Origin of the sequence: Actinoplanes sp. NPDC051346 (assembly GCF_040682215.1) — a bacterium.
GTDB lineage: Bacteria > Actinomycetota > Actinomycetes > Mycobacteriales > Micromonosporaceae > Actinoplanes.
On record NZ_JBFBAJ010000011.1, the window covers coordinates 177,503 to 199,770 of the forward strand.

At 70.2% G+C, this 22,268-nt stretch carries 16 protein-coding genes and 2 pseudogenes; 3 read left to right on the forward strand and 15 right to left on the reverse strand.

The window, feature by feature from the left end:
- Window positions 1–46: 46 nt before the first annotated feature.
- Window positions 47–1,252 (forward strand): amino acid deaminase/aldolase, encoded by a 1,206-nt coding sequence (locus AB0M36_RS26315; protein ID WP_364162092.1) that lies wholly within the window; start codon window positions 47–49, stop codon window positions 1,250–1,252.
- A 4-nt stretch (window positions 1,253–1,256) separates the two neighbouring features.
- Here AB0M36_RS26315 and AB0M36_RS26320 read toward each other — a convergent pair whose 3' ends face one another.
- The gene (locus tag AB0M36_RS26320) at window positions 1,257–1,886 is read right to left on the reverse strand and encodes a TetR family transcriptional regulator (RefSeq protein ID WP_364162095.1); all 630 of its coding nucleotides are present in this window, start codon (window positions 1,884–1,886) and stop codon (window positions 1,257–1,259) included.
- Window positions 1,887–2,022: 136 nt separating this feature from the next.
- Between AB0M36_RS26320 and AB0M36_RS26325 the strand changes: the two genes are divergently transcribed.
- A complete protein-coding gene (locus AB0M36_RS26325) occupies window positions 2,023–3,336 on the forward strand; it encodes a D-arabinono-1,4-lactone oxidase (RefSeq protein WP_364162098.1) in 1,314 nt (437 codons plus the stop codon).
- Window positions 3,337–3,339: 3 nt separating this feature from the next.
- On the opposite strand, the gene topA is transcribed toward AB0M36_RS26325, so the two are convergent.
- From topA to AB0M36_RS26355, 6 genes are all read right to left on the reverse strand, one after another.
- Window positions 3,340–6,183, reverse strand: a complete 2,844-nt coding sequence (gene topA / locus AB0M36_RS26330) for a type I DNA topoisomerase (protein WP_364162101.1) — start codon at window positions 6,181–6,183, stop codon at window positions 3,340–3,342.
- A gap of 199 nt (window positions 6,184–6,382) precedes the next feature.
- The gene (locus AB0M36_RS26335; RefSeq protein ID WP_364162104.1) at window positions 6,383–7,111 is read right to left on the reverse strand and encodes a hypothetical protein; all 729 of its coding nucleotides are present in this window, start codon (window positions 7,109–7,111) and stop codon (window positions 6,383–6,385) included.
- A gap of 2 nt (window positions 7,112–7,113) precedes the next feature.
- On the reverse strand, window positions 7,114–7,644 hold the full coding sequence (locus AB0M36_RS26340) for a hypothetical protein (RefSeq protein WP_364162107.1): 531 nt from the start codon (window positions 7,642–7,644) through the stop codon (window positions 7,114–7,116).
- Between the two features lie 73 nt (window positions 7,645–7,717).
- Window positions 7,718–10,084, reverse strand: coding sequence for a sodium-translocating pyrophosphatase (locus tag AB0M36_RS26345; RefSeq protein ID WP_364162110.1), 2,367 nt, complete (start codon window positions 10,082–10,084; stop codon window positions 7,718–7,720).
- A gap of 733 nt (window positions 10,085–10,817) precedes the next feature.
- Window positions 10,818–11,258 (reverse strand): ATP-binding protein, encoded by a 441-nt coding sequence (locus tag AB0M36_RS26350; protein ID WP_364162113.1) that lies wholly within the window; start codon window positions 11,256–11,258, stop codon window positions 10,818–10,820.
- A complete protein-coding gene (locus AB0M36_RS26355; RefSeq protein ID WP_364162116.1) occupies window positions 11,255–11,626 on the reverse strand; it encodes an STAS domain-containing protein in 372 nt (123 codons plus the stop codon). The genes AB0M36_RS26350 and AB0M36_RS26355 overlap by 4 nt, the downstream gene beginning before the upstream one ends.
- A 140-nt stretch (window positions 11,627–11,766) precedes the next feature.
- Here AB0M36_RS26355 and AB0M36_RS26360 point away from each other — a divergent pair, with 140 nt between their 5' ends.
- Window positions 11,767–14,283 (forward strand): DEAD/DEAH box helicase, encoded by a 2,517-nt coding sequence (locus tag AB0M36_RS26360; protein ID WP_364162119.1) that lies wholly within the window; start codon window positions 11,767–11,769, stop codon window positions 14,281–14,283.
- A 303-nt stretch (window positions 14,284–14,586) separates the two neighbouring features.
- On the opposite strand, the gene AB0M36_RS26365 is transcribed toward AB0M36_RS26360, so the two are convergent.
- The 8 genes and pseudogenes from AB0M36_RS26365 to AB0M36_RS26400 form a co-directional block, all read right to left on the reverse strand.
- The gene (locus tag AB0M36_RS26365; protein WP_364162122.1) at window positions 14,587–15,054 is read right to left on the reverse strand and encodes a DivIVA domain-containing protein; all 468 of its coding nucleotides are present in this window, start codon (window positions 15,052–15,054) and stop codon (window positions 14,587–14,589) included.
- 309 nt (window positions 15,055–15,363) lie between these two features.
- A complete protein-coding gene (locus tag AB0M36_RS26370) occupies window positions 15,364–15,807 on the reverse strand; it encodes an Rv3654c family TadE-like protein (RefSeq protein WP_364162125.1) in 444 nt (147 codons plus the stop codon).
- A gap of 101 nt (window positions 15,808–15,908) precedes the next feature.
- On the reverse strand, window positions 15,909–16,301 hold the full coding sequence (locus AB0M36_RS26375; RefSeq protein WP_364162128.1) for a TadE family type IV pilus minor pilin: 393 nt from the start codon (window positions 16,299–16,301) through the stop codon (window positions 15,909–15,911).
- 386 nt (window positions 16,302–16,687) lie between these two features.
- The gene (locus AB0M36_RS26380; protein WP_364162131.1) at window positions 16,688–16,864 is read right to left on the reverse strand and encodes a DUF4244 domain-containing protein; all 177 of its coding nucleotides are present in this window, start codon (window positions 16,862–16,864) and stop codon (window positions 16,688–16,690) included.
- 193 nt (window positions 16,865–17,057) lie between these two features.
- Entirely contained in the window at window positions 17,058–17,645 is a 588-nt protein-coding gene (locus tag AB0M36_RS26385) for a type II secretion system F family protein (RefSeq protein WP_364162134.1), read from the reverse strand.
- A gap of 193 nt (window positions 17,646–17,838) precedes the next feature.
- Window positions 17,839–18,900 (reverse strand): hypothetical protein, encoded by a 1,062-nt coding sequence (locus tag AB0M36_RS26390; RefSeq protein WP_364162137.1) that lies wholly within the window; start codon window positions 18,898–18,900, stop codon window positions 17,839–17,841.
- A 527-nt stretch (window positions 18,901–19,427) separates the two neighbouring features.
- Window positions 19,428–20,612 (reverse strand): annotated as a pseudogene (locus tag AB0M36_RS26395) (TadA family conjugal transfer-associated ATPase); the annotation flags it as partial.
- A gap of 915 nt (window positions 20,613–21,527) precedes the next feature.
- Window positions 21,528–21,962: pseudogene (locus AB0M36_RS26400) on the reverse strand (septum site-determining protein minD); the annotation flags it as partial.
- Window positions 21,963–22,268: the final 306 nt, after the last annotated feature.

The following is a 22,268-nucleotide window of genomic DNA, read 5'->3' on the forward strand; positions in this document are numbered from 1 at the left end:
AGATGAAGGTATTTCGCATTGGCCGACAAGCGGATAGGTTGCTGGCGTGACCGCCGAGAGCAGCGCCCAACAGAAACGTCTTGACCGGGCCACGGCCCACCTCGAGACGCCGGTGGCCGCCGTCGACCTGGCCGCGTTCGACGCCAACGCCGCGGCGCTGAGCGTGCGCTCGGCCGGCAAGCCGATTCGGGTGGCGAGCAAGTCCGTGCGGGTCCGGGCCCTGCTCGAGCGGGTGCTCCAGCGGCCGGGCTGGTCGGGAGTCATGGCCTACACGCTGCCCGAGGCGATCTGGCTGGTCCGGTCCGGAGTCAGCGACGACGTGCTGGTCGCGTACCCGACGGTGGACCGCACGGCGATCGCCGAGCTGACCGCCGACCCGACCCTCGCCGCCGCCATCACGATCATGGTCGACGACCCAGGTCACCTCGATCTGGTGGACGCGGTCACCGCCCCCGGCCGCCGCCCGCCGGTACGCATCTGCCTGGAGCTGGACGCCTCATGGCGGCCCGCCGGCCCGCTGCACGTGGGCGTACGCCGCTCGCCCGTGCACTCCGCGGCGCAGGCGGGCGCGCTGGCCCGCCGGCTGGTCGCGCGGCCGGGCTTCACGCTGGTCGCGATGATGGCGTACGAGGCACACATCGCCGGCCTGGGTGACGCCCCGCCCGGGCAGGCGCTGCGCGCGCGGGCGATCCGCGCCATCCAGCGCCGCGCCCTGCCGGAGCTGCTCAAGCGCCGGATGGCCGCGGTCCGGGCGGTACGCGAGCACGCCGACCTGGAGTTCGTCAACGGCGGCGGCACCGGGAGCATGGCCGCCACCGCCGCCGATCCGTCGGTGACCGAGGTCGCGGCGGGCTCGGGGCTGTTCGGGCCCACGCTGTTCGACGCCTACCGGGCCTGGCGGCCGACCCCGGCGGCGTTCTTCGCCCTGTCGGTGGTCAGGCGCCCGGCGCCGCGGATCGCCACGGTGCTCGGCGGCGGCTGGATCGCCTCGGGACCGACCGGGCCGTCCCGGCAGCCGACGCCGTGGCTGCCGCAAGGGCTGCGATTCCGCTCCGACGAGGGCGCCGGCGAGGTGCAGACGCCGCTGATCGGCGAGGTCGCCGACCAGCTCCGGCCGGGCGACCGGGTGTGGTTCCGTCACGCCAAGGCCGGCGAGCTGTGCGAGCACGTCAACGAGGTGCACCTCGTCGACGGCGACACCGCGACGCCGGCCCCGACGTATCGGGGAGAGGGACATGCGTTCCTCGGCTAGAAAATCAGGCCGGGACGTGGCGGTGCAGGTACTCGCGGATCAGCGCCTTCGCCTCGGTCAGCACGGCGTCGTCGCCGGCCGCGTCGCGACGGAAGGCGAGCTTGATCAGCGCGTCCGCCGCCTCGACCGCGATCAGCAGCGCGAAGCGCAGCCGCACGAGGTCCATCAGCTGGAACTGGTCCACCAGGAGCTCGGCGATCCGGTCGCCGATGACCGTGTTGTTGTCCCGCTCGGCGTCGAGCAGGTGCAGGTCGACCACGTCACCGAAGTGCAGCGTCCGGAATCCCGGCACGCTGCGGTGCATGTGGATGTAGACGTCTATCGCGGCGTCGACTCCGTCCCACCAGTGGGCGAAGGTCTCGTTGCCGAAGCGCGCCGACAGACTCTGCAAATACGCGTCCATGTTGCGCATCGCAAGCGCCTGGACGATGGCCCGCTTGTCCGGGAAGAACTGGTATACCGAGCCGATGGCCACCTCGGCCCGCTCGGCAAGCAGGGTCGTGGTCAGGCCCTCGTACCCGACCTCGTCCACCAGCTCGGCGCAGGCGTCGAGCATGCGCTGGACCCGGGCAACGCTTCTGCCCTGCACCGGCACCCGCCGCAGCGGTCCGGTGGTGACGGTTGGTGTCGACACGCGTCGCCACTCCCTCTCAGCAGTGATAAAAGAACGTTACTCGGATCAACGAGCGAGGCGCATCGACGGGACGCGGGGGACGCGTGGCATCCCCGGTTTTGTGCGACTGTCCGCTCGTCGGGAGGACAGGACCGTAATGACCAGTGACAAAATGCTTCCCCTCGCCTCCCGTCGCTGGCGGAACTGGGGCGGTAACCAAGAGTCCGTCGCCGTCGACGTCCTCGCACCCGGCACCACCGAGGAGGTGGCGGCCCTGGTCAAGGAGGCCGCGACCGCCGGGCGCCGGGTCAAGGCGGTCGGCAGCGGCCATTCCTTCACCGGCATCGCGGTCGCCGACGACCAGCGGCTGGTGCTGCACCGGCTGAACGACCTGATCTCCGTTGCTGGTGATCTGGTCACGGTTCAGGCTGGTATGCCCCTCTTCCGGCTGAACGAGCTGCTGGCCGAGCACGGACTGGCGATGCCCAATCTGGGTGACATCGACCACCAGACGGTCGCCGGTGCCATCTCCACAGGTACCCACGGCAGCGGTCGGGCACACTCCACCCTGGCCTCCGGCGTGGAAGCCGTTACCCTGGTCACCGGCTCCGGGGCGGTCCTGCACATCGACTCGTCGTCCGAGCTCTTCCAGGCCGCCCGGCTCGGCATCGGCGCCCTCGGGGTGCTCGTCGAGGTGACGCTGCGCTGCGTGCCGGCCTTCGTCCTGCTCGCCGACGAGCGGCCGGTGCGGCTGGCGGAGGTGCTCGCCGGCCTGGACGAGCACATCGCCGCCAACGACCACTTCGAGTTCTACTGGTATCCCTACACCGACCGGGCGCAGCTCAAGCGCAACAACCACGTGCCGGCGTCGGACCGACCGCTGTCGAGGTTCCGGAGCTGGCTGGACGAGGATTTCCTGTCCAACACCGTGTTCCAGGGCGTCTGCAAGGTGGGCCAGAGGTTCCCGTCGGCCGTCGCGCCGATGAACGCGCTCGCGGCGCGGGCCCTGACGGCCCGCACGTTCACCGACCGGTCCGACAAGGTGTTCTGCACCTCGCGCCGCGTCCACTTCGTGGAGATGGAATACGAGATCCCCCGCGAGTGCGTGACCGAGGCGCTGTCCGCACTGCCGCGGATCATCGAGGGACTGCCGTTCAAGGTGCAGTTCCCGGTCGAGGTGCGCTTCACCGGGCCCGACGACATCTGGCTCTCACACGGGTACGGGCGCGACTCCGCCTACATCGCGATCCACCAGTACTCGGGCAGCCCCTACGAGCCCTACTTCCGGGCGTTCGAGGCGGTGTGCGAGTCGCTGGGCGGGCGCCCGCACTGGGGCAAGATGCACTACCGGGATGCGGAGTCGTTGCGCCGGGCGTACCCGAAATTCGACGACTTCCTCGCGGTGCGCGACCAGCTCGATCCAGGCAGGGTCTTCACCAACGCCTACCTGGATCGCGTGCTGGGTAGCTGAGTCCTACTCGGTGGTGGCGGCCGCCTTCGCGGGGGCCGCCTTCCGTGCGGTCGCCTTCTTCGCCGGGGTGGCTTTCTTGGCCGGGGTGGCCTTCCTGGCCGGAGTCGCCTTCTTGGCCGCCGTCTTCTTCGCCGGGGCCTTCTTGGCGGCGGTCTTCTTCGCGGGCTCGGCGCCGTCGGCGGCCTTCTTCGCCGGGGCCTTCTTCGCGGCGGCCTTCTTCTTCGGGGCGGGGCCCTTGGCGCGCTTCTCCGCGAGCATCTCGGACGCCTGCTCGACCGTCAGCTCCTCCGGCGTCTGATCCCGGCGCAGCGACGCGTTGAATTCGCCGTCGGTCACGTACGGGCCGAACCGGCCGTCCTTGATGACCATCGGCTTCTGCGTGGCCGGGTCCGGGCCCATCTCACGCAGCGGCGGCTTGGCCGCGCCGCGCTGGCGGATCTTCGGGGCGGCCAGCAGTGCCAGCGCCTCGTCCAGGGTAATGGTGAAGAGCTGATCCTCGCCCTGCAGCGACCGTGAGTCGGTGCCGCGCTGCACGTACGGGCCGAACTTGCCGTTCTTGGCGACGATCTCGGCGCCCTCGGCGTCCTTGCCCACCACGCGGGGCAGGCTCAGCAGCTGCAACGCCTGCTCGAGCGTCAGCGTCTCCGGCGACTGGGTGCGGAAGAGCGACGAGCGACGGTCACCACTTTCCACGTACGGACCGAAGCGGCCGGACTTGAGCACCACCGCGCCGCCGGTCACGGGGTCGTCGCCGAGGCTGCGTTCGCCACCGCCGCCCAGGAAGAGCTCGTTGACCTTCTCCGGGGTGAGCTCGTCGGGCGCGATGCCCTCCGGCAGCGACGCGCGGTCGTTCGGCGACTCCTCGGCGCCCTCCGGCTGCTGTCGCTGCAGGTACGGCCCGTAGCGGCCGACCCGCACCACGATGAGCCGCCCGTCCTCGTCGTCGAAGAGCGGGATCGAGTTGATCGACCGGGCGTCGATGGCGCTGAGGTTGTCGGTGACCAGCTTGCGCAGCCCGCCCGCCTGGGCGATCGAGTCCTCCGCGTCGGCGTTCTGGCTGCCGAAGTAGAAGGCGCTGAGGAAGTCCAGCGAGGCGTTCTCGCCCCCGGCGATGCCGTCGAGGTCGTTCTCCATCGCCGCGGTGAAGTTGTAGTCGACCAGGCGGGGGTAGTGCTTCTCCATCAGGCCGATCACCGCGAACGCGATGAAGGTCGGGATGAGGGCCTGGCCGCGCTTCTCCACGTACCCGCGGTCCTGGATGGTCTGCATGATCGACGAATAGGTCGACGGGCGCCCGATGCCCAGCTCTTCCAGGGCCTTGACCAGCGACGCCTCGGTGTAGCGGGCCGGCGGGCTGGTGTGGTGACCGACGGCCGCGAGCTCCTCCGCGGTCAGCGGCTGGTCCTTGACCAGGTTGGGCAGGCGGCGCTCGGCGTCCTCGGCCTCGGCGTTCTCGTCGTCGGACGACTCGACATAGGCGCGCAGGAAGCCGGGGTCGGTGATGGTCTTGCCGGTCGCGGCGAAGTCCGCCTCCTCCTGCGCGGTCGAGACCGCCCGGATGCGTACGGAGATCGAGTTGCCGACCGCGTCGGTCATCTGCGACGCGACCGTACGCCGCCAGATCAGCTCGTAGAGCCGGAACTCCTCGCCGGAGAGCTCGTTGGCCAGCTCGCCCGGGGCGCGGAAGGTGTCTCCGGCGGGGCGGATGGCCTCGTGCGCCTCCTGCGCGTTCTTGACCTTGCCGGTGTAGCGGCGGGGCTCCGGCGGGACGCTGCGCTCGCCGTAGAGCTCGGCGATCTGCCGGCGGGCGGCCGCGATGGCCGTCTCCGACAGGTTCACCGAGTCGGTACGCATATAGGTGATGTAACCGTTCTCGTACAGCCGCTGCGCGGTGCGCATGGTCTGTGCCGACGACATCCGCAGCTTGCGGGCGGCCTCCTGCTGCAGCGTCGAGGTGATGAACGGCGCGTACGGCCGGCGCCTGTACGGCTTCTCCTCGACCCGGGTAACGGTGAACGGCCGGTCCTCGAGACGGGCGGCCAGCCCGCGGGCGCCGTCGCCGTCCAGGTGCACGACCGCGGCACCCGGCTTGAGCCGGCCGGTGGTCGGCTCGAAGTCCTTACCGGTCGCGACCCGGTCGCCGCCCAGCGCGATCAGCGTCGCCGAGAACGAGCGCGTCCCCTCGACCTTCTCCTGGATGGCGAGCTGGGCGTTGATGTCCCAGTACTCGGCCGTGCGGAAGGCCATCCGCTGGCGCTCCCGCTCGACCACGATGCGGGTCGCCACGGACTGGACCCGGCCCGCCGACAGCTTCGGCATGACCTTCTTCCAGAGCACCGGGCTGACCTCGTAGCCGTACAGCCGGTCGAGGATGCGGCGCGCCTCCTGGGCGTCGACCAGGTCCTTGTCGATCTCGCGCGGGTTGGCGACCGCCGCCTGGATCGCCGGCCGGGTGATCTCGTGGAAGACCATCCGGCGTACCGGGACCTTGGGCTTGATCGTCTCGACCAGGTGCCAGGCGATGGCCTCGCCCTCGCGGTCCTCATCGGTGGCGAGGAAGATCTCGTCGACCTCTTTGGCGAGCTGCTTCAGCTTGGCGATCTGCTGCTTGCGGTCGCTGGAGACCACGTAGAGCGGCTGGAAGCCGTTGTCGACGTCGACGCCGAGCCTCGCCCAGGACTCACCCTTGTACTTCTCGGGGACCTCGTCGGCGTTCTTCGGCAGGTCGCGGACATGACCGAAGGAGGCCTCGACGAAATAGTCGGGCCCCAGGTAGCCGGCGATCGTCTTGGCCTTCGACGGGGACTCGACGATGACCAGACGGGTCGTCCTGGCGTTGCTCGGCACGGCACTCCCAAACATCGGACTCACTCGGCGCGGCCCGTCGCGGACGGCGGACACGCGGACGTTCAACGTAACGCGCCGGACTAGCTCGCATTCCCCGGGCACACAGAAGTCGGATGGTAACGGCCCGGCCACCGCACGCGTCCGACGGCGACACCGTACACCGGGAACATGCCGTCATGTCGCACACAATCGGGGAAGATCACGCAGCGGCGCCGCCCGGCCACAGTCTTTCGGGTGCCGCGGCCGGCCGTTCACCGATAATTTCGGCGAGGCGGGTGAGACGCCTGCGACCTGCGATCACGTACGCCGGACCGGCCTGGACCGTGCCGGCGAGACCGATCCGCGTCAATGCCTCGTCGACCGCCTTGTCAAGAATCCCGTCGGGATCCAGACCGAGGGCGTAGCCCTGCGGCCGGGGTTCCCCGGCGGCGGCCGCCCACAGCCGCAGCCTCGGCCCATCGAGGAAGATCCTTGCGTCCGGCGGCGGCCAGCGCCGGGCCAGGCCGTTCAGGCGGCTGCTGTACGCGGTCGCCACGTCGAAGGCGACCGTCCGCGCCTTCACCGGCTCCTCATCCACCGGTTCTAACGTGAGCTCCGCCACCGGGTCTTCCCGAGGCTCCTCCGGCACCGGGTGCCAGTTGACCACCAGACCGCGGCTGACCAGCTCCCCCACGAGGACGTGCACCCGCCAGGCGGCGTCGACCCGCACCGAGACGCGCGCCGTACCCCCCATCCGGCCCAGCCGTCCCGGGCCCGCGAGCAAACCCGCCAGATCGGCCAGCGACGGGTCGACGGCCTCGACCCCGAAGACCGAGAGCTGCCGCCCCGCTGGCGTGGTCGCGGCCGCCCGCCGCGGCCGCGGGCGGGTGGGCTCGACCGGCGCGGGCAGCACCTCGCGCGGAATCAGCGGCCACCCGGGCTCGGCCATGGTCAGTGGCACTCCGGAACGGCGTCGAACGCCTCCTTGAGCTCCACCGACGACAGATTGCTGGTATCCAGCTCGCTGGCCTTGTATTCGGTGTTGAGCGTCTCCACGACCGTGCCGACCCGGTGGTAGAAGTCCTTCGAAGGGCTGGTCGCGAGCGCCTCGATGCCGGTCTTGGCCCGACCGTACGCGTCGCGCATCGCGCCCAGCGAGGCCGTGAAGCTCTCCGCCACGCGTTTACCCTCGTCGACATTCGGGACGCCGGCGTCCTGCACCCCGGCTCTCGCCTTCTCGCTCGCCGCCTGGGCGCCGCCGAAGAGCCGCATGAGGTTCTCCTTCGCCTGGGCGGGCGTCGTCGCGGCGGTCATCTGCTGCTGGGTGCGGGTGGCGAGCGTACCGATCTCCGTGCGCCAGGGGGACAGCACTTTGCAGACGGATGCGGCCCAGGCGCGGGGAGCCGGGCCGCTCGAACAAGCACTCAGCGTCACGAAGAGCGAACAGACGATGAGTAGGGGGATGGTGCGGGCCGTGCGCATGGATTGCAGCGTACGGCCAACGCACGGCGGAGGGCACCCGGCGAGTGCCGGGCGCCCTCTTGACCACTTCGGATCAGGCGCTGACGCGCGTGGGGGTGGACTCGGGGGCCGGGGCCTCCTCGCCCATGGAGATCGGCTTGCGCTTGCTCCAGATCACCGCGGCCACGATGATCAGCGCCGCGACGACCGCGATGCTGACCCGCAGCGGGGTGTTCTGCTCGGTGCCGATGCTCCAGGCCACGACCGCCGGGGCGATCAGGAGCGACACCAGGTTCATCACCTTGAGCAGCGGGTTGATGGCCGGGCCGGCGGTGTCCTTGAACGGGTCGCCGACCGTGTCGCCGATGACCGTCGCGGCGTGGGCGTCGGAGCCCTTGCCGCCGTACGCGCCGTCCTCGACCAGCTTCTTGGCGTTGTCCCAGGCACCACCGGAGTTCGCCAGGAAGACGGCCATGAGCGTGCCCGCGCCGATCGCGCCGGCGAGGTAGGAGGCCAGCGCACCCGCGCCCAGCCCGAAACCGACCGCGATCGGAGCCATGATCGCCAGCAGGCCCGGGGTGAGCAGCTCACGCTGGGCGTCCCGGGTGCAGATGTCGACCACCCGGCCGTACTCGGGCCGCTGGGTGCGGTCCATGATGCCGGGGAACTCGCGGAACTGACGGCGTACCTCCATCACGACCGCGCCCGCCGAGCGGGACACCGCGTTGATGGCGAGGCCGGAGAAGAGGAAGACCACCGCGGCGCCGATCAGCAGGCCGACCAGGTTGCGCGGGTTGGAGATGTTCAGCAGGCCGAGGATCTCCGTGCCGATGCGGTCCGCGCTGACCCCGGCGTCGGCCATCGACGACGACAGCGTGTTCGTGTACGACCCGAACAGCGCCGTGGCGGCGAGCACGGCGGTGGCGATCGCGATGCCCTTGGTGATCGCCTTCGTGGTGTTGCCGACCGCGTCCAGCTCGGTCAGGATCTGCGCGCCACGCTCGTCGACGTCACCGGACATCTCGGCGATGCCCTGCGCGTTGTCCGAGATCGGACCGAAGGTGTCCATCGCCACGATGACACCCACCGTGGTGAGCAGGCCGGTGCCGGCGAGCGCGACCGCGAAGAGCGACAGGGTGATGGACGAACCGCCGAGCAGGAACGCACCGAACACGCCGGCGCCGATGAGCAGCGCCGAGTAGACGGCGGACTCCAGGCCGACGCTGATGCCGGCCAGCACGACCGTGGCCGCGCCCGTCTGCGAGGACTTGCCGATGTCCTGCACCGGACGCCGCTCGACCTCGGTGAAGTAGCCCGTCAGCGCCTGGATGGCAGCGGCCAGCACGATGCCGATGACGACCGCGCCGATCGCCACGAACTGCGGGTTGCGGCCGCTCGCGAGCACACCGGCGTCCAGCGTCGAGTCCTCGAACCCGGCGAAGGTGTTCGGCAGGTAGACGAAGGCGACGATCGCCACGATGATCGCCGACAGCACCGCGGAGATGTAGAACGCCCGGTTGATGGCGGTCAGGCCGTTACGGTCCGAGGCGCGCAGCCGGGTGATGAAGACACCGACGATGGCGATGACGACACCGATCGTGGAGACGATCAGCGGGAAGATCAGGCCGTCCTGGCCGAACGCCGCCTGGCCCAGGATCAGGGCCGCGACCAGCGTGACCGCGTACGACTCGAAGAGGTCGGCGGCCATGCCGGCGCAGTCGCCGACGTTGTCGCCCACGTTGTCCGCGATCGTCGCGGCGTTGCGCGGGTCGTCCTCGGGGATGCCCTGCTCGACCTTGCCCACCAGGTCCGCGCCGACGTCCGCGGCCTTCGTGAAGATGCCGCCGCCGACGCGCATGAACATGGCGAGCAGCGCGGCGCCGAAGCCGAAGCCCTCGAGGACGGTCGGCGCGTCGCCGCGGTAGATCCACACGACCAGCGCGGCGCCGAACAGGCCCAGACCGACCGTGAGGAAGCCGACCACGCCGCCGGTGCGGAACGCGATGCCCATGGCCTTCTCCCGGCCACCGGACTCACCGGCCGCCGCGGCCACCCGCAGGTTCGCCCGCGTCGCCAGCGCCATGCCGGCGCCACCGATGAACGAGCTGAAGACGGCACCCACGATGAAGAACAGCGACCGGCCGATCTTCACCGTGGTCTCGTTGTCACCGGAGCCGTGCACGGGAAGCAGATACAGCAGCACAACCGCGATGACGACGAAGATCGCCAGTGTCTTGAACTGCCGGAAGAGATAGGCCGACGCGCCCTCCTGCACCGCGCCGGCGATCTCCTGCATGTTGGTGGTGCCGCGCCCGGCCTTGAGCACCGACTGCACGAACATCGCGGCGAACGCCAGCGCGACCAGCGCAAACACCACTGCGACAACCACAAATGTGACATTGTCACCGCTGAGGGATACCCCGCCGGATTCCGCGGCGAGGCTCATAGAGGTCCCGGACATCAATGTCCTCCTGTACGACCGATCGCACCCGGTAGCGGACGAGACTGCCGGGCGCATCCCCGCAACGGGGAGACGACAGAGCCGGTCCCGCGGGGCGCGGAACCGGGGAGCAGTAGCTGATTACCGGCGTACTGTAGCGGCCAGACGTGGCAATGGTCACACCTGCATCCGGCCGTGTCGTGGTGATGTTTACCGCTGTGTTAGCGGTTGGCATCGACGCTGATGAACCTCTAGGCTCCACCGCGACAGACCTGCGGTTTCCCGGCCGCTCATGCCGGGGTGTGTCCATTTTGTGCCGTGGCGGGGCGGGATTCGCGCGCGACAGGCCGAGTTTTTTGAGTTGTTGCTGTTCTGCGGTCGACTTTCGCGGTTCGTCTAACGCGGTTCGTGTACTTCGCCCGATCGAGCAGGTTCTTGCGCTTCGGTGCGCTTCTGGGTCTACTGCATTGCACTCGCGCCTCTGGGACCGCCGGCTTTGCGTCTACGTTCCTCCGGGGCCGCCGGCTTTGCGCCTACGTTCCTCCCGGGGCCGCTGGCTTGGCGCTTGCGTGCCTCCGGGGGCCGCTGGCTTCGCGCTTGTGCGCGCCGCCGGCTTTGCGCTTGCATACCTTGGGCGCTGTTTCTCGGTGGCGCACGCTGCTTCTGCGGCGCCACAGGGCGCTTCGGCGACGCTATGGGCGAGCTTCTTGGCTTCTTACCTCTTGGCTGCCGCGTGCTGGGTTGGTGCTGGTGGTCAGCGGCGGGTGACGGGCCAGACCATGCGGACCTCGGTGCCCGCGCCGTCGTCGACCGGGCGCACCTGGAGGTCGTCGACAAAGCCGGCCAGCAGGGCGAAACCCACGCCGGTGGTCAGGGCCTCGTCGGTCAGCGACTCGTCGGCGAGTTCGTCCGGCGGCAGCTTGGTCAGGCCGACGCTCGCCTCGATCGGCGCACGGTCGATCACCCGAACCGTATACAAGTCCGAGTCGGACATTTCCACCATGACGAGGTCGGGCAGGCCGTACTGGTTGTGCAAAGCCACTGCCCTCGTGCACGCCTCACCGATGGCCAGACGTACCTCATCAAGCAGGTCCTCGGCGACCCCCGCGCGCCGAGCCACCGCCACGCCGACCAGCCGCGCCGTACGCACGTGCACCGGCGCCGGGGAGAACGACAGCCGCACCGTGGCCATCACGCTGCCGGGGGGTTGTCGTCGCGATCGCCGGACGACGTCGAGGTGGCCGCCTCTACCGAGGGGTGGATAGGGAACACCTGATCGAGCGCGGTGATCCGGAAAATCTTGAGCAACGGCTCCTTGGCACAGACCAGGCCGAAGGTGCCGTGCGCGGCACGCAGCCGCTTCAGCGCGCCGACCAGCACACCGAGGCCGGTGGAATCCAGGAACTCGACGCGGCCGAGATCCACCACCACATGCCGGGAGCCGCCGTCGACCAGCTCGACCAGGCGTTCCCGCAGCCGCGGGGCGGTATACACATCGACCTCACCGCCGACGTCGAGCACCGTGTGCTCGCCGACGGTCCGGGTCGTCAGCGAAAGCTCCATCGGTCCTCCTCCCTCCGGGCAAGCCCTCAGGCAGCCGATCTCCCCAGCGAATCTAACCACCGACTGTCATCCCCTGACGCGTGGGCACCCACCGTCGTACCCGTTTGAGGTTCGGGCATACCGATGTCAGAGTGCAGTACGTGACCACGACCGTCCCGGGCATTCCGGCCGCGCGCGGCGCAATCGACGCACTCGGACCTGCGGAACTGCTGCACCGGTTGCGGGCGCGCGGCTCGTCCGCCGAGGACTCGCCGATCACCCACATCGAGCACGTCGCGTCACGCGCCGGGCGTACCGTACCGTGGCCGCCCTGGGTGCAGGAGCCGTTACGCGACGCATATGGATTCCAGCCGTGGGAACACCAGGCCACCGCGGCGTCACTCGCCCACGCCGGGCAGCACGTCGTCCTCGCCACGGGCACGGCGTCCGGCAAGTCGCTCGCGTACCAAATGCCGGCATTGAGCCGTTTGCTCGACGACCCACGCGCGACCGTGCTGTATCTCTCGCCCGCGAAGGCCCTCGCGGCGGACCAGCTGCGGGCCCTCATCCGCCTCGGAATCGACGGGGTGCGGCCGGCCACATACGACGGAGACACGCCCCGCGAGGAACGCGAATGGGTCCGTCAACACTCACGCTTCGTGCTCACCAATCCGGACATGCTCCACCACGCTCTGCTACCCGGTCACGCCAGGTGGGCCCCCTTCCTCCGCCGCCTTGCGTACGTCGTGATCGACGAATGCCACAGCTACCGGGGCGTGTTCGGCTCCCACGTGGCGCACGTGCTCCGCCGCCTCCGCCGCCTGGCCGCGCAGTACGGCAGCTCGCCGACATTCATCCTGGCCTCGGCCACCTCGGGCGATCCAGCTGACGCGGCCGCGCGGCTGACCGGGCTGCCGGTGACGGCGGTGACCGAGGACGCCTCGCCTCGCGGGGCGGTGACGTTCGCGTTGTGGGAGCCGCCGTTGCTGCCTCCTGCGGTGGAGACCGTGGAGCAGCTCGCCGAGGCGGCGGCAGGCGCGCAATCCCCGCGTTCCGGGCAGACCCTGCATTCGGGGCAGTCGCTGCATTCCGGGCAGTCGCTGCATTCCGGGCAGTCGCTGCATTCCGGGCAGTCGCTGCATTGCGGGCGGAGTGACGCGGACCTGCTCGCCGACGCGGCGGGTACACGAACCCGACGCTCGGCGCTGAGCGAGACGGCGGACCTGCTCGCCGACGCGGTCGTGGCTGGCACCCGGACGTTGGCCTTCGTCCGCTCACGCCGAGGAGCGGAGGTCGTGGCGGCGATGGCCCGGCGCTCGCTGGACGAGGCGGTGCCGGGGCTCGGCGACCGCGTGGCGGCATACCGGGCGGGATACCTGAAGGAGGACCGCCGCGCGATCGAGCAGGCGCTGCTGTCGGGCGACCTCCTCGCGCTGGCGTCGACCAACGCGCTCGAGCTCGGCGTGGACCTGGTCGGCCTGGACGCGGTGCTCATCTGCGGCTATCCCGGCACCCGGGCGTCACTGTGGCAGCAGGCGGGCCGCGCGGGCCGGGCGGGCGGCGAGGCGCTGGCGGTGCTGGTGGCCCGCGACGACCCCCTGGACACATACCTGGTGCACCACCCGGAGGCGCTGTTCGGCCGGCCCGTCGAGGCCACGGTGCTGGACCCGACCAACCCGTACGTGCTCGGGCCGCAGCTCTGCTGCGCCGCCGCGGAGGCTCCCCTGCGCCCGGCGGATTTGTCCCTGTTCGGCGCGGAGGCAGCCCGGGAGGCGGTCGAGGCCTTGACCCGGTCGGGCGCCCTACGCAAACGCCCCACCGGCTGGTATTGGACCCATCAAGGCCGCCCGGACGTCGACCTGCGCGGCACCGGCGGCGCGCCGGTCGCGGTGGTGGAGTCGGCGACGGGACGCCTGCTCGGCACGGTGGACCAGGGCTCCTCTCACGCCATGCTCCACCCCGGCGCGGTGTACCTCCATCAGGGGACTTCCCATGTGGTCGACGACCTCGACCTGGACGAGTCGGTCGCGCTGGTCCACGCGGAGGAACCGGAATGGTCGACCCACGCCCGCGACGTGACGGACCTGTCGGTGGTCGCGGTCCGCGAATACGTCGACGCCGGCCCGGTGGGCCTGTTCCTGGGCGACGTCGACGTGACCAGCCAAGTGGTTTCGTACCAGCGCCGCCGCCTCGGCTCCGGCGAGGTGATCGACACCCGCCCGCTGGACCTGCCACCGCGCGAGCTGCGTACGGTGGCGGTCTGGTTCACGATCTCACCGCGCGAGCTCCAGACCGCGGGCGTGCCCCAGGCCGACATCCCCGGCGCCCTGCACGCCGCGGAACACGCGGCGATCGGCCTCCTCCCCCTGATCGCCACCTGCGACCGCTGGGACATCGGCGGCCTGTCGACAGCGAACCACGCCGACACCGAATGCCCGACGGTGTTCGTCTACGACGGGCACCCGGGCGGAGCGGGCTTCGCGGAACGCGCGTACGGCACGGCGACGGAGTGGCTCCGCGCCACCCGCGAGGCGATCGCGTCCTGCGGGTGCACGACGGGATGCCCATCGTGCGTGCAGTCCCCGAAATGCGGCAACGGCAACAACCCGCTGGACAAGGAAAAGGCGATCTCGGTCCTGGACGCCGTCCAGGCTGCCCTCACCGCCGCACGCCCCTGACGCCGTCCACGCAGCCCTCACCGCCGCACGCCCCTGACGCCGCCCACGCAGCCCTCACCGCCGCACGCCCCTGACGCCGCCCACGCAGCCCTCACCGCCGCACGCCCCTGACGCCAGGACCCGATCTCGGCCTACGCGAACGGACGACTCGCAACGGGCTGATGGGCGCACGCCGGAAGAGGGCGGCAGCGGTCTGACCACGAACTCGAGACTGGCCATTTCCCTCTTGACGCCTCACGAGGGCCTTTCTTGCCTCCTCACGAAGGCCCCTTTTGAGGCCTCACGAAAGTCCCTGTTGACGCCTCACGAAAGCCGATTCACCGCTTCTCGCACGGCGCGGTCAACCTGGGCCCGGTCGTAGCCGCGAATCCGCACCCTGAAGTCGGCGACACGCAGCGCATCGCGTGCCGCAGCCCGCGCGAATACGTCGTCCGACCGTGTAGCCGCCTCGACCCGCCCGAGAGCGTCATCCACCTGCGCCATGTCGTAACCACGCAACACCACGACGAATGGGGACGACGCGTAACCACGCGGCGGATTGTCAGGGGTTGCCAAACCCAACCGGCCCAACCGATCCCGGATAGCGGCATCTACCTGGTCACGCGCATAGCCGCGTAGGACTACCACCAAGTCTGGACTTTGCAGCAGATTCCGCGCCGATGCTCGCAGTGCCTCATCCGATGAGGCGAGAGCCACATCCGTCTGGGCGAGTAGCCGATCCACCTGGTCCCGGTCGTAGCCGCGCAGCGCAACAGTGAAGTCCGACGTCATGGCAAACACGGTAGCGATCCGCTCCATAGGTGCCCTGAGCTGGACGCATCTCTCTCGGTCGGATCTGCGCACTCGTCGGACCAGGACTCCCGCCGACTGACCGCTACCGGCCACGACGAGGGACTCATCCCGGTTACCGGCCCAGGATCAGCACAAGTAGGGCACCAATCCGCGCCGAGGCGGTTGAACGGCGAATTCAGCGCCTAATCGCTACCTCCTTATTGGACAGATTTGGTTCCTGGAAAGCCGGCCGACCGTGGCCGTTTCACGTCGACGATGTGGGCGGAGCGACCACCGACGTGTACTCGTTCAGCCTCGGATCGGACCTGCCCGCGCCGTGGCCGAGGCGTGGGTCGTGAGGCCCGGCAGCGGGGTCACGTCCGTCTCGACCTCGATGACGACGTCCAGGCCATCGAGGCGACAGGAGGTCACACGACCGTCATTGGCCGTGACAAGCTCGGTGGCCCGCGTGCAGGCCACCTGCCTCCCCTCGATCGCCCGCATGGCGCCCGCGAGCGCACCGAGGTCGGCGGCTGTCCGCGCCTCGTGCCGTCCAACCCTCGCGGCGCCGACCGCCGCCCCCGCAACCCCACCGGCAACTAGGACCAGCCCTACCGCCAGCACGAAGATCGACGCGGCGCCACGGTCCGCCGCCCGCGAGGGGTGACCGCGTAGCTGGACATCACGCCTCCGATCCCACAGAGAGCTCCCTTCCGACGGCGGGCACCGGCTGGGCGTAGTCGGGGATTCCATGGTCGCCACTGGACCGCCATAGGATCGCCCGCAGGACCGTCCGCCTGACCATTTCCAGGGCCGTCCGCCTGACCATTTCCAGCGCCGTCCGCCTGACCATTTCACGGCCGACCGCCCTGTTCCCGGGCGGCCACGGCAGTCGCCTCGACAACGATCATCGGGAGGTGGCCGCCGAAGACTTCCAGAGGAGCTCGGACGGTCACCGTCACGGTGTCCACGCCGTCCAAGACTTCGATGCGTGCCTCCGACGGAGCGATGCGTGCCGCTTCAGCCGCGCCCGCGCCACCGCGGGCCGCGGCGAGGGCACCTTCACGCGCGGCGTCGACACACCGTCCCTGAGCGGTCATCGCGCCGACTGCGGTAAGGCCGGCGAACAACAGAAGCATGAGCGCCGGCAGCCCGGCTGCGAGTTCCGCGGTGAACGATCCCCGATCGCCGTCGCGGGACAGCCGACGCTCGAACGACAGCGCTGCCGTCCTGCTGCCGGCGATCACGCCCCGCACCATCCCGACGCTGGCTGCTCTGCCGCCAGCCAGCCCGCCGCCGGCTGCTCTGCCGCCGGTCATCGCGGCAGCGGACCAACCAGGAGCGGCCGGTCCCCGGCCAGCGGCGTCGCGGCCAGAACCCAGCAGGACGATTGGTTGCGAGCCGGTCGACGACGAAGCACCAGATCTGAGGTCAACCCGGCGAGAGCCATCCGCCAGGAGACCACTCATCACAAGACCACTCGTCAGGAGACCATCCGTCGAGGTCGCCCTCTGGAACGACGTCTCCCCCCGCGGAAGACCATCCCCCGAGCGAGCATCCATCGGAAGGTCATCCGCCGAAAGACCGTCCGCTGGGAAACGGCTCAGCGGCGAGCCAGGCTGCCGGCGCGATCTCAATTCAGTGCCTCGTTGATGACCCTGGCGAGAGACTGCTGGACGGCCGGACTCGTCAGGACCTTGAGCAGGACGCCCGCGAAGGCCACGGCTGCCAAGGTGCCGACAGCATATTCCGCCGTGTTCATTCCTTCGTCGGCACGCGGGCCGGTGAGGCGGGCGATCAGTCGATTCATGGGAACTCCTCTTCGTTGTGGATGTCGCCGCTTCCCGGCGACTGGCACCGGCCCGAAGGCCGGTAAGTAGCAATTCCGCCCAGCGGCAGAACGAGCAGCTCGGTGCTCTGCGTGGGCCATCACCCCTGACGCTTACGCCACCACCCCTGGCGTGCCGGGCGAGCGGACCGCGACTGGCGAAAGCGGGCGGCCGTCACAGGACGTCGCCAAGAACTGCGATCACGACCGGCGCCAGGCCGGCCAGCAGGAAAGCCGGGAGGAAGCACAGCCCGAGCGGTAGAACGATCAGGACGCCGGCGCGGCGGGCGGCCGATTCCGCCGTGACCGCGCGGTCGGCCCGCAGGTCGTCGGCGAGGCGGGTGAAGGCTCCCGCCAGCGCACCGCCGCTGGTGCTCGACCGAATCGCAGCCGCGATCAGGCGTGCCGAGCCCGTCACGTCGGCTAGATGGGTCCAGGCTTCCGCGTCAGCGCCGAGACGGAGTGCGCGGCCGACACGGTCGATGCGTTCTCCCAGCGGACCGCCGAGCGCTTCCGCCACGGCGGACGCCGCACGGTCGACCGGTGCGCCGGCACGCAGCGCCGCGGCGAGAAGGTCCGCGGCGAGCGGCAGGTCCGCCTGAGCCCGTGCGCGCTGGGCACGCACGGCGGCGGGCTCCTGCTTTCGCAGCCAGCGGTCGATACCGTACGCCGCGACCACCGCCGGCAGCACTCCCCACCAGTGCCCGGCGTAGCAGGTGCCCGCCATCACGCAGGCCAAGGCGATGAAGATGCGCCTCATCATGCGCCCCCTTCGGAAGCACCGATGGCAGCGGCGATCAGTGCGTTCAGACCAGCGCGTGACGGGCAGACCACGGACATAGGCGGCCGCGGCATCCGCGTGGCTCGAAGCAGCGCGAGAACACAGCACGGCTGAAGGGGAATCCGCACCGGGCCGCCCCTGCGAATGATCGATTCGGCGCCGCAAGTGGAAGCGGTCATCGCGGCGGCCCTTCACGACGCGACCGATAGACAGGAGGCACCACGGCGGCACTCGACCGCGCGGCCTCGGACTCAGGCGCGTCGGTTGCAGGAGGGCCCCAAGCCACGGCAGGAGAACCGCTCACGCTGGTTGGCCAGCAAGCCGGAGCGGCATCCCAAGGCTCGATAGGAGAACCAGCCACGGTGCCAGGCCGGCGGCCCAGGGCAGCGTCCCGGTCCGCCTCGGCGGAAGGCGCCACTGCGGCAGGCAGGGTGCGAGACAGCGGACCACCGGGTGCGAGCGTCGGATCGTCGGAGGGTTCCGCCGGACCCGTGATGAGGCGGTCAGTCCACAGCAGCCCAGCGACCTGCAACAGGGTTGCGCCTACCGCGCAGGCAGCACCGGCCGGGGTGTGTAGGAGGACCCGCAGCGGGTCGACACCGATGCCGTAGCCGAGGGCGACGCCGCCGAGCGGCAGTGCGGCTAGCAGGACGGCCGTTGCCTTGGCGCCCGCCGCCTGCGCCGCAGCGGTAGCGCGAGCCCGATCGGCGGCGCGGGCGTCGGCTTCGATGCGTTCGATGAGATCCGCGGTGGGGGCACCCGTGCGTTCGGCTAGGCGGACGGCCGCCGCCGCAAGCTCGGCCGGACGCCCGGCCGGTCGCGCCAGTCCGGCAACGGATGCGATCGAGCGCCGTCCGCCGGCCCTTGCTGCGGCCGGGCGGGACAGACCCGCCGATGGCGTGGCCGGACGAGACAGGCCGTCCGAGGTAGCGGCCAGATGAGGCAGACCAGCCGAGGTTGCGGACGGGCGGGGCAGACTGGCAGATGTCGCGCCAAGGTGCGGCAGACCGGCACGCAGGTCGGCGGCCAAGGCACTGAGCTCGTCGAGCGTCTCAGCGCGCACCTCGGCAGCGTGTCTACGCACGGCCCGGCGAATAAGCGCGCGGACCGCCAGGGCTGCGTAGATGCCGGCGACGAATGCGCCTACCGGTCCCCCGAGGGCCATGCCGAATACCGCGGCAGCCGCGGCTGCCGCGCTGACCGAAAGCCGGGGCGAGCGGATCGCATGCGCACCCACGGCGGCAAGATCTGGGACCGGCGAAGTCCGGCGTCGCCGGCCGGACAGCCTGCTCAGGCCTCGCCTAAAGGGCCACACGGCGACCACTGCGGCGGCCGTCAGCAAAACTGCCGCCAGGGCCCATGGCCACGCCACACCAAGCCAGAGCCACACGGCCGAAAGCCACGCCGGCGCTGTCATGACTGCACTCCGGCGGTCCTCGACGAACCGGTCGACGGATCCAGCCCGGGGAACGACAGGGCAGATGACCACGGCGAGCCGGGCGGGCAGGACAACACGGCCGACGCCCCCGACGAGCCGGATGAGCGGGACAACACAGTCGGCGCCCCCGATGAGCCGGGTAAGCGGGACAACGCAGTCGGCGCCCCCGATGAGCCGGGTGAGCGAGACAACACCCTCGATGAGCCGGGTGGGCAGGACAACACAGTCGAGGCCCGCGACGAACCTGGCGAAACCGACGACCTATTTGACGACGGTGCGGAGCTCGGCAACGCGGCCGATGGCGTGGGTGAAGTCGCATCCGAGCTCAGGAGCGGAGGGACTGCCACGCCGCGCTCGGTCAGCATGCGGGCGAGGGCGGGTGCGCCTGGGCCGGTGCCTCGCCCTCTTTGCCAGGCCGGGATCACCGTGGCGAGGTGCTGCTCCCCCGTCGGTAGCAGCACCCCGATCGAGTCCAGGACGCGGCCGCGGGTGATGCGGCGTACCTGGATGATGACTTGAAGCGCGGCGACCGCTTGAGCATGCAGGGCTGCGCGGGGTAGACCGCCGAGGAGACCCAGCGCCTCGAGTCGTGCCGGCACGTCGGTCAGGGCATTAGCGTGCAGAGTGCCGGCGCCGCCCTCATGACCTGTGTTCAGGGCGGCCAGCAGATCGGCTACCTCGGCCCCTCGGCACTCGCCCACCACCAGTCGGTCCGGTCGCATGCGGAGCGCCTGCCGAACCAGGTCGGTGAGCCGAACCGCGCCCGCGCCCTCGACGTTCGACGTTCGTGTCTGCAGGGCCACCAGGTGCGGATGGGCGGGCCGCAACTCGGCCGCGTCCTCCACGAGGACGATCCGTTCCGTCGCAGGCACGAGGCCGAGCAGCGTGCCGAGCAAGGTCGTTTTGCCGGAACCGGTGCCACCGACGACCAGATAGGCAAGCCGGGCCGCCACCACGGCTTCGAGCAGCGGGCCGGCCTCCGACGGCACCGTTCCACACCGAATGAGGTCGCTCAAGGTAAATGGCCGCTGCCGGAACGTGCGCAATGATAGGTACGGCCCGAAGGTGGCGACCGGAGGCAACACCGCGTGCAGTCGAGTGCCATCGGGCAGTTGAGCGTCAGCGTAGGGCTGGCCGTCGTCCAGCCGCCTTCCACAGCTGGCCGCGAGACGCTGCGCGAGGCGGCGCACCTCATCGTGATCCGTGAACGTCAAGGTGGTGCGGTGCAGGCCGGCGCCGCGGTCCACCCACACCTCGGTGCCGTTGACGAGAACATCAGTCACCGCCGGGTCGGCAAGTAGCGACGCCAACGGGCCGGCACCGACCAGATGCTGGCGGACACGGTCGGCGAGCCGTCGCACCGCAGTATCGCCGAGCAGAGAGATCGAATGGTCCTCCCGCACCGCGGTGACCACTGCGGCCGCCGTGGGGTCTACGCCGTCGAACGCGAGCCTCCGCCGCACCTTCTCGGTGATGCCCGGCCGTGCGGTACCGCCGATGACGTCACGCATCGAAGCACTCAGCGTCTTTGAAGGACAGTGCGTCGATGGCGACGGACCGACCACGAGACTTAGCTTGAGGGAACCTTCCAAAGCGACGTGAGATGAAAGCTTGAACGGGCATGGCGCCCTCCGGAAGCACGGAGTTGACGGACATGCGCACACCATCGCCGGAACGGCGAACCGCCTTCAACCGACCAACGCCAGCCTGTGGACAACCGGTCCTCTGTGGATATCGCACTTCGATCAACGATGTCTGGAAGACTGCTTCGTGGGTGCTCAGTTTGGGTACCGAAGGTGCGGGTTAGCTGTTCACTCTGAGCGCTCGCCGTGCCCTGAGGCAAAGAGCCGCGCCCTGAGGCAAAGAGCCGGCCTCGTCTCCGCCTTGCGCACGATTCCGGCGGCCATGCAGGCCGCGGCGGCGAGTGCGGCGAGGTCGACCGCGTCCGGTCGAGCCTTCGCGTGATGACCAGCATGGCGACGCCGGCTCCAGGCGAGTACCAGCCGGCCTCAGCGCGAGCCAGTGGGGCGCCAGGCGGCCTAGCGCGAGTGTTAGCCGTAAGAGCGCGAGCCAGCGAGAGCGCCAGCCGGCCATGCACGAGCCAGCGAGTGCCAGCGCGCCAAAGCGCGGGTCGGTGAGAGCGCCAGCCGGACAGAGCGCGAGCCGGTGAGGTGCCGGCCGGCCAAAGCGCGAGCCTGCGCGAGTGCCAGCCGGACAGAGCGCGAGCCGGTGAGGTGCCGGCCGGCCAAAGCGCGAGCCTGCGCGAGTACCGGCCAGACAGAGCGCGAGCCGGTGAGGTGCCGGCCGGCCAAAGCGCGAGCCTGCGCGAGTACCGGCCAGACAGAGCGCGAGCCGGTGAGAGTGTCGGCCGGCCAGAGCGCGAGCAAGGGAGGGTGCCAGCCAGTCAAGGCCGCGCCCGGGTGTGGTTAGGCCTGCTCCGTCGTTCCGGCTGAGGACAGCTCGGCGATGAGGCGCTGGCAGAGCTCGGCGAGGGGGCCTCGGCCGCTGGCGGTTGGGGGTTCGCCCTGTTCCATGCCTTGGCAGATCGACTGTTCCGGGCGCAGGGAGCCGGCCAGGGGCAGTCCGAGTGATCGGGCGATCTCCCGGGCCTTCAGCCGGCCTGGTGCGGGGCCGCGCACGACGACCGACAGGTGAGGGCAATGCATTCTGGCCCGTGCTGCTACCCGGGCCGCCGCGGCGGTCGCGCGCAGCTCGGCGGGGACGATCAGGATTGCGCGATCGGCCGCGCCGAGGGCGACCGTTGCCGCGTCGTCCAGGTGCCTTGGCAGGTCCACGACTGTCAGGTCCCGTCCTGCTCGGGCGGCCTCCATTGTCACCGCCATCACGTCGGCTGGCACAGACCATGAGAAGGGCCCAGCCGGTGAGTGCCGCTCGTCTGGCCAGAACGGATCTTCCGGTCCAAACGGGCCACCGGAGAAGGACGGGTCGCTCGACGAGAACGGCAAGCCCGGCTCCGATAGTGGCGACGGCGGCAGCTGTGATGACGCCAGCGGCGTTGGCCACGGCGACGGGGACGACAGCGACGACGACTGCGTGGACGACAGCGATGGGGACGACAGCGATGGGGACGACAGCGATGGGGACGACAGCGATGGGGACGACAGCGATGGGGACGACAGCGATGGGGACGACAGCGATGGGGACGC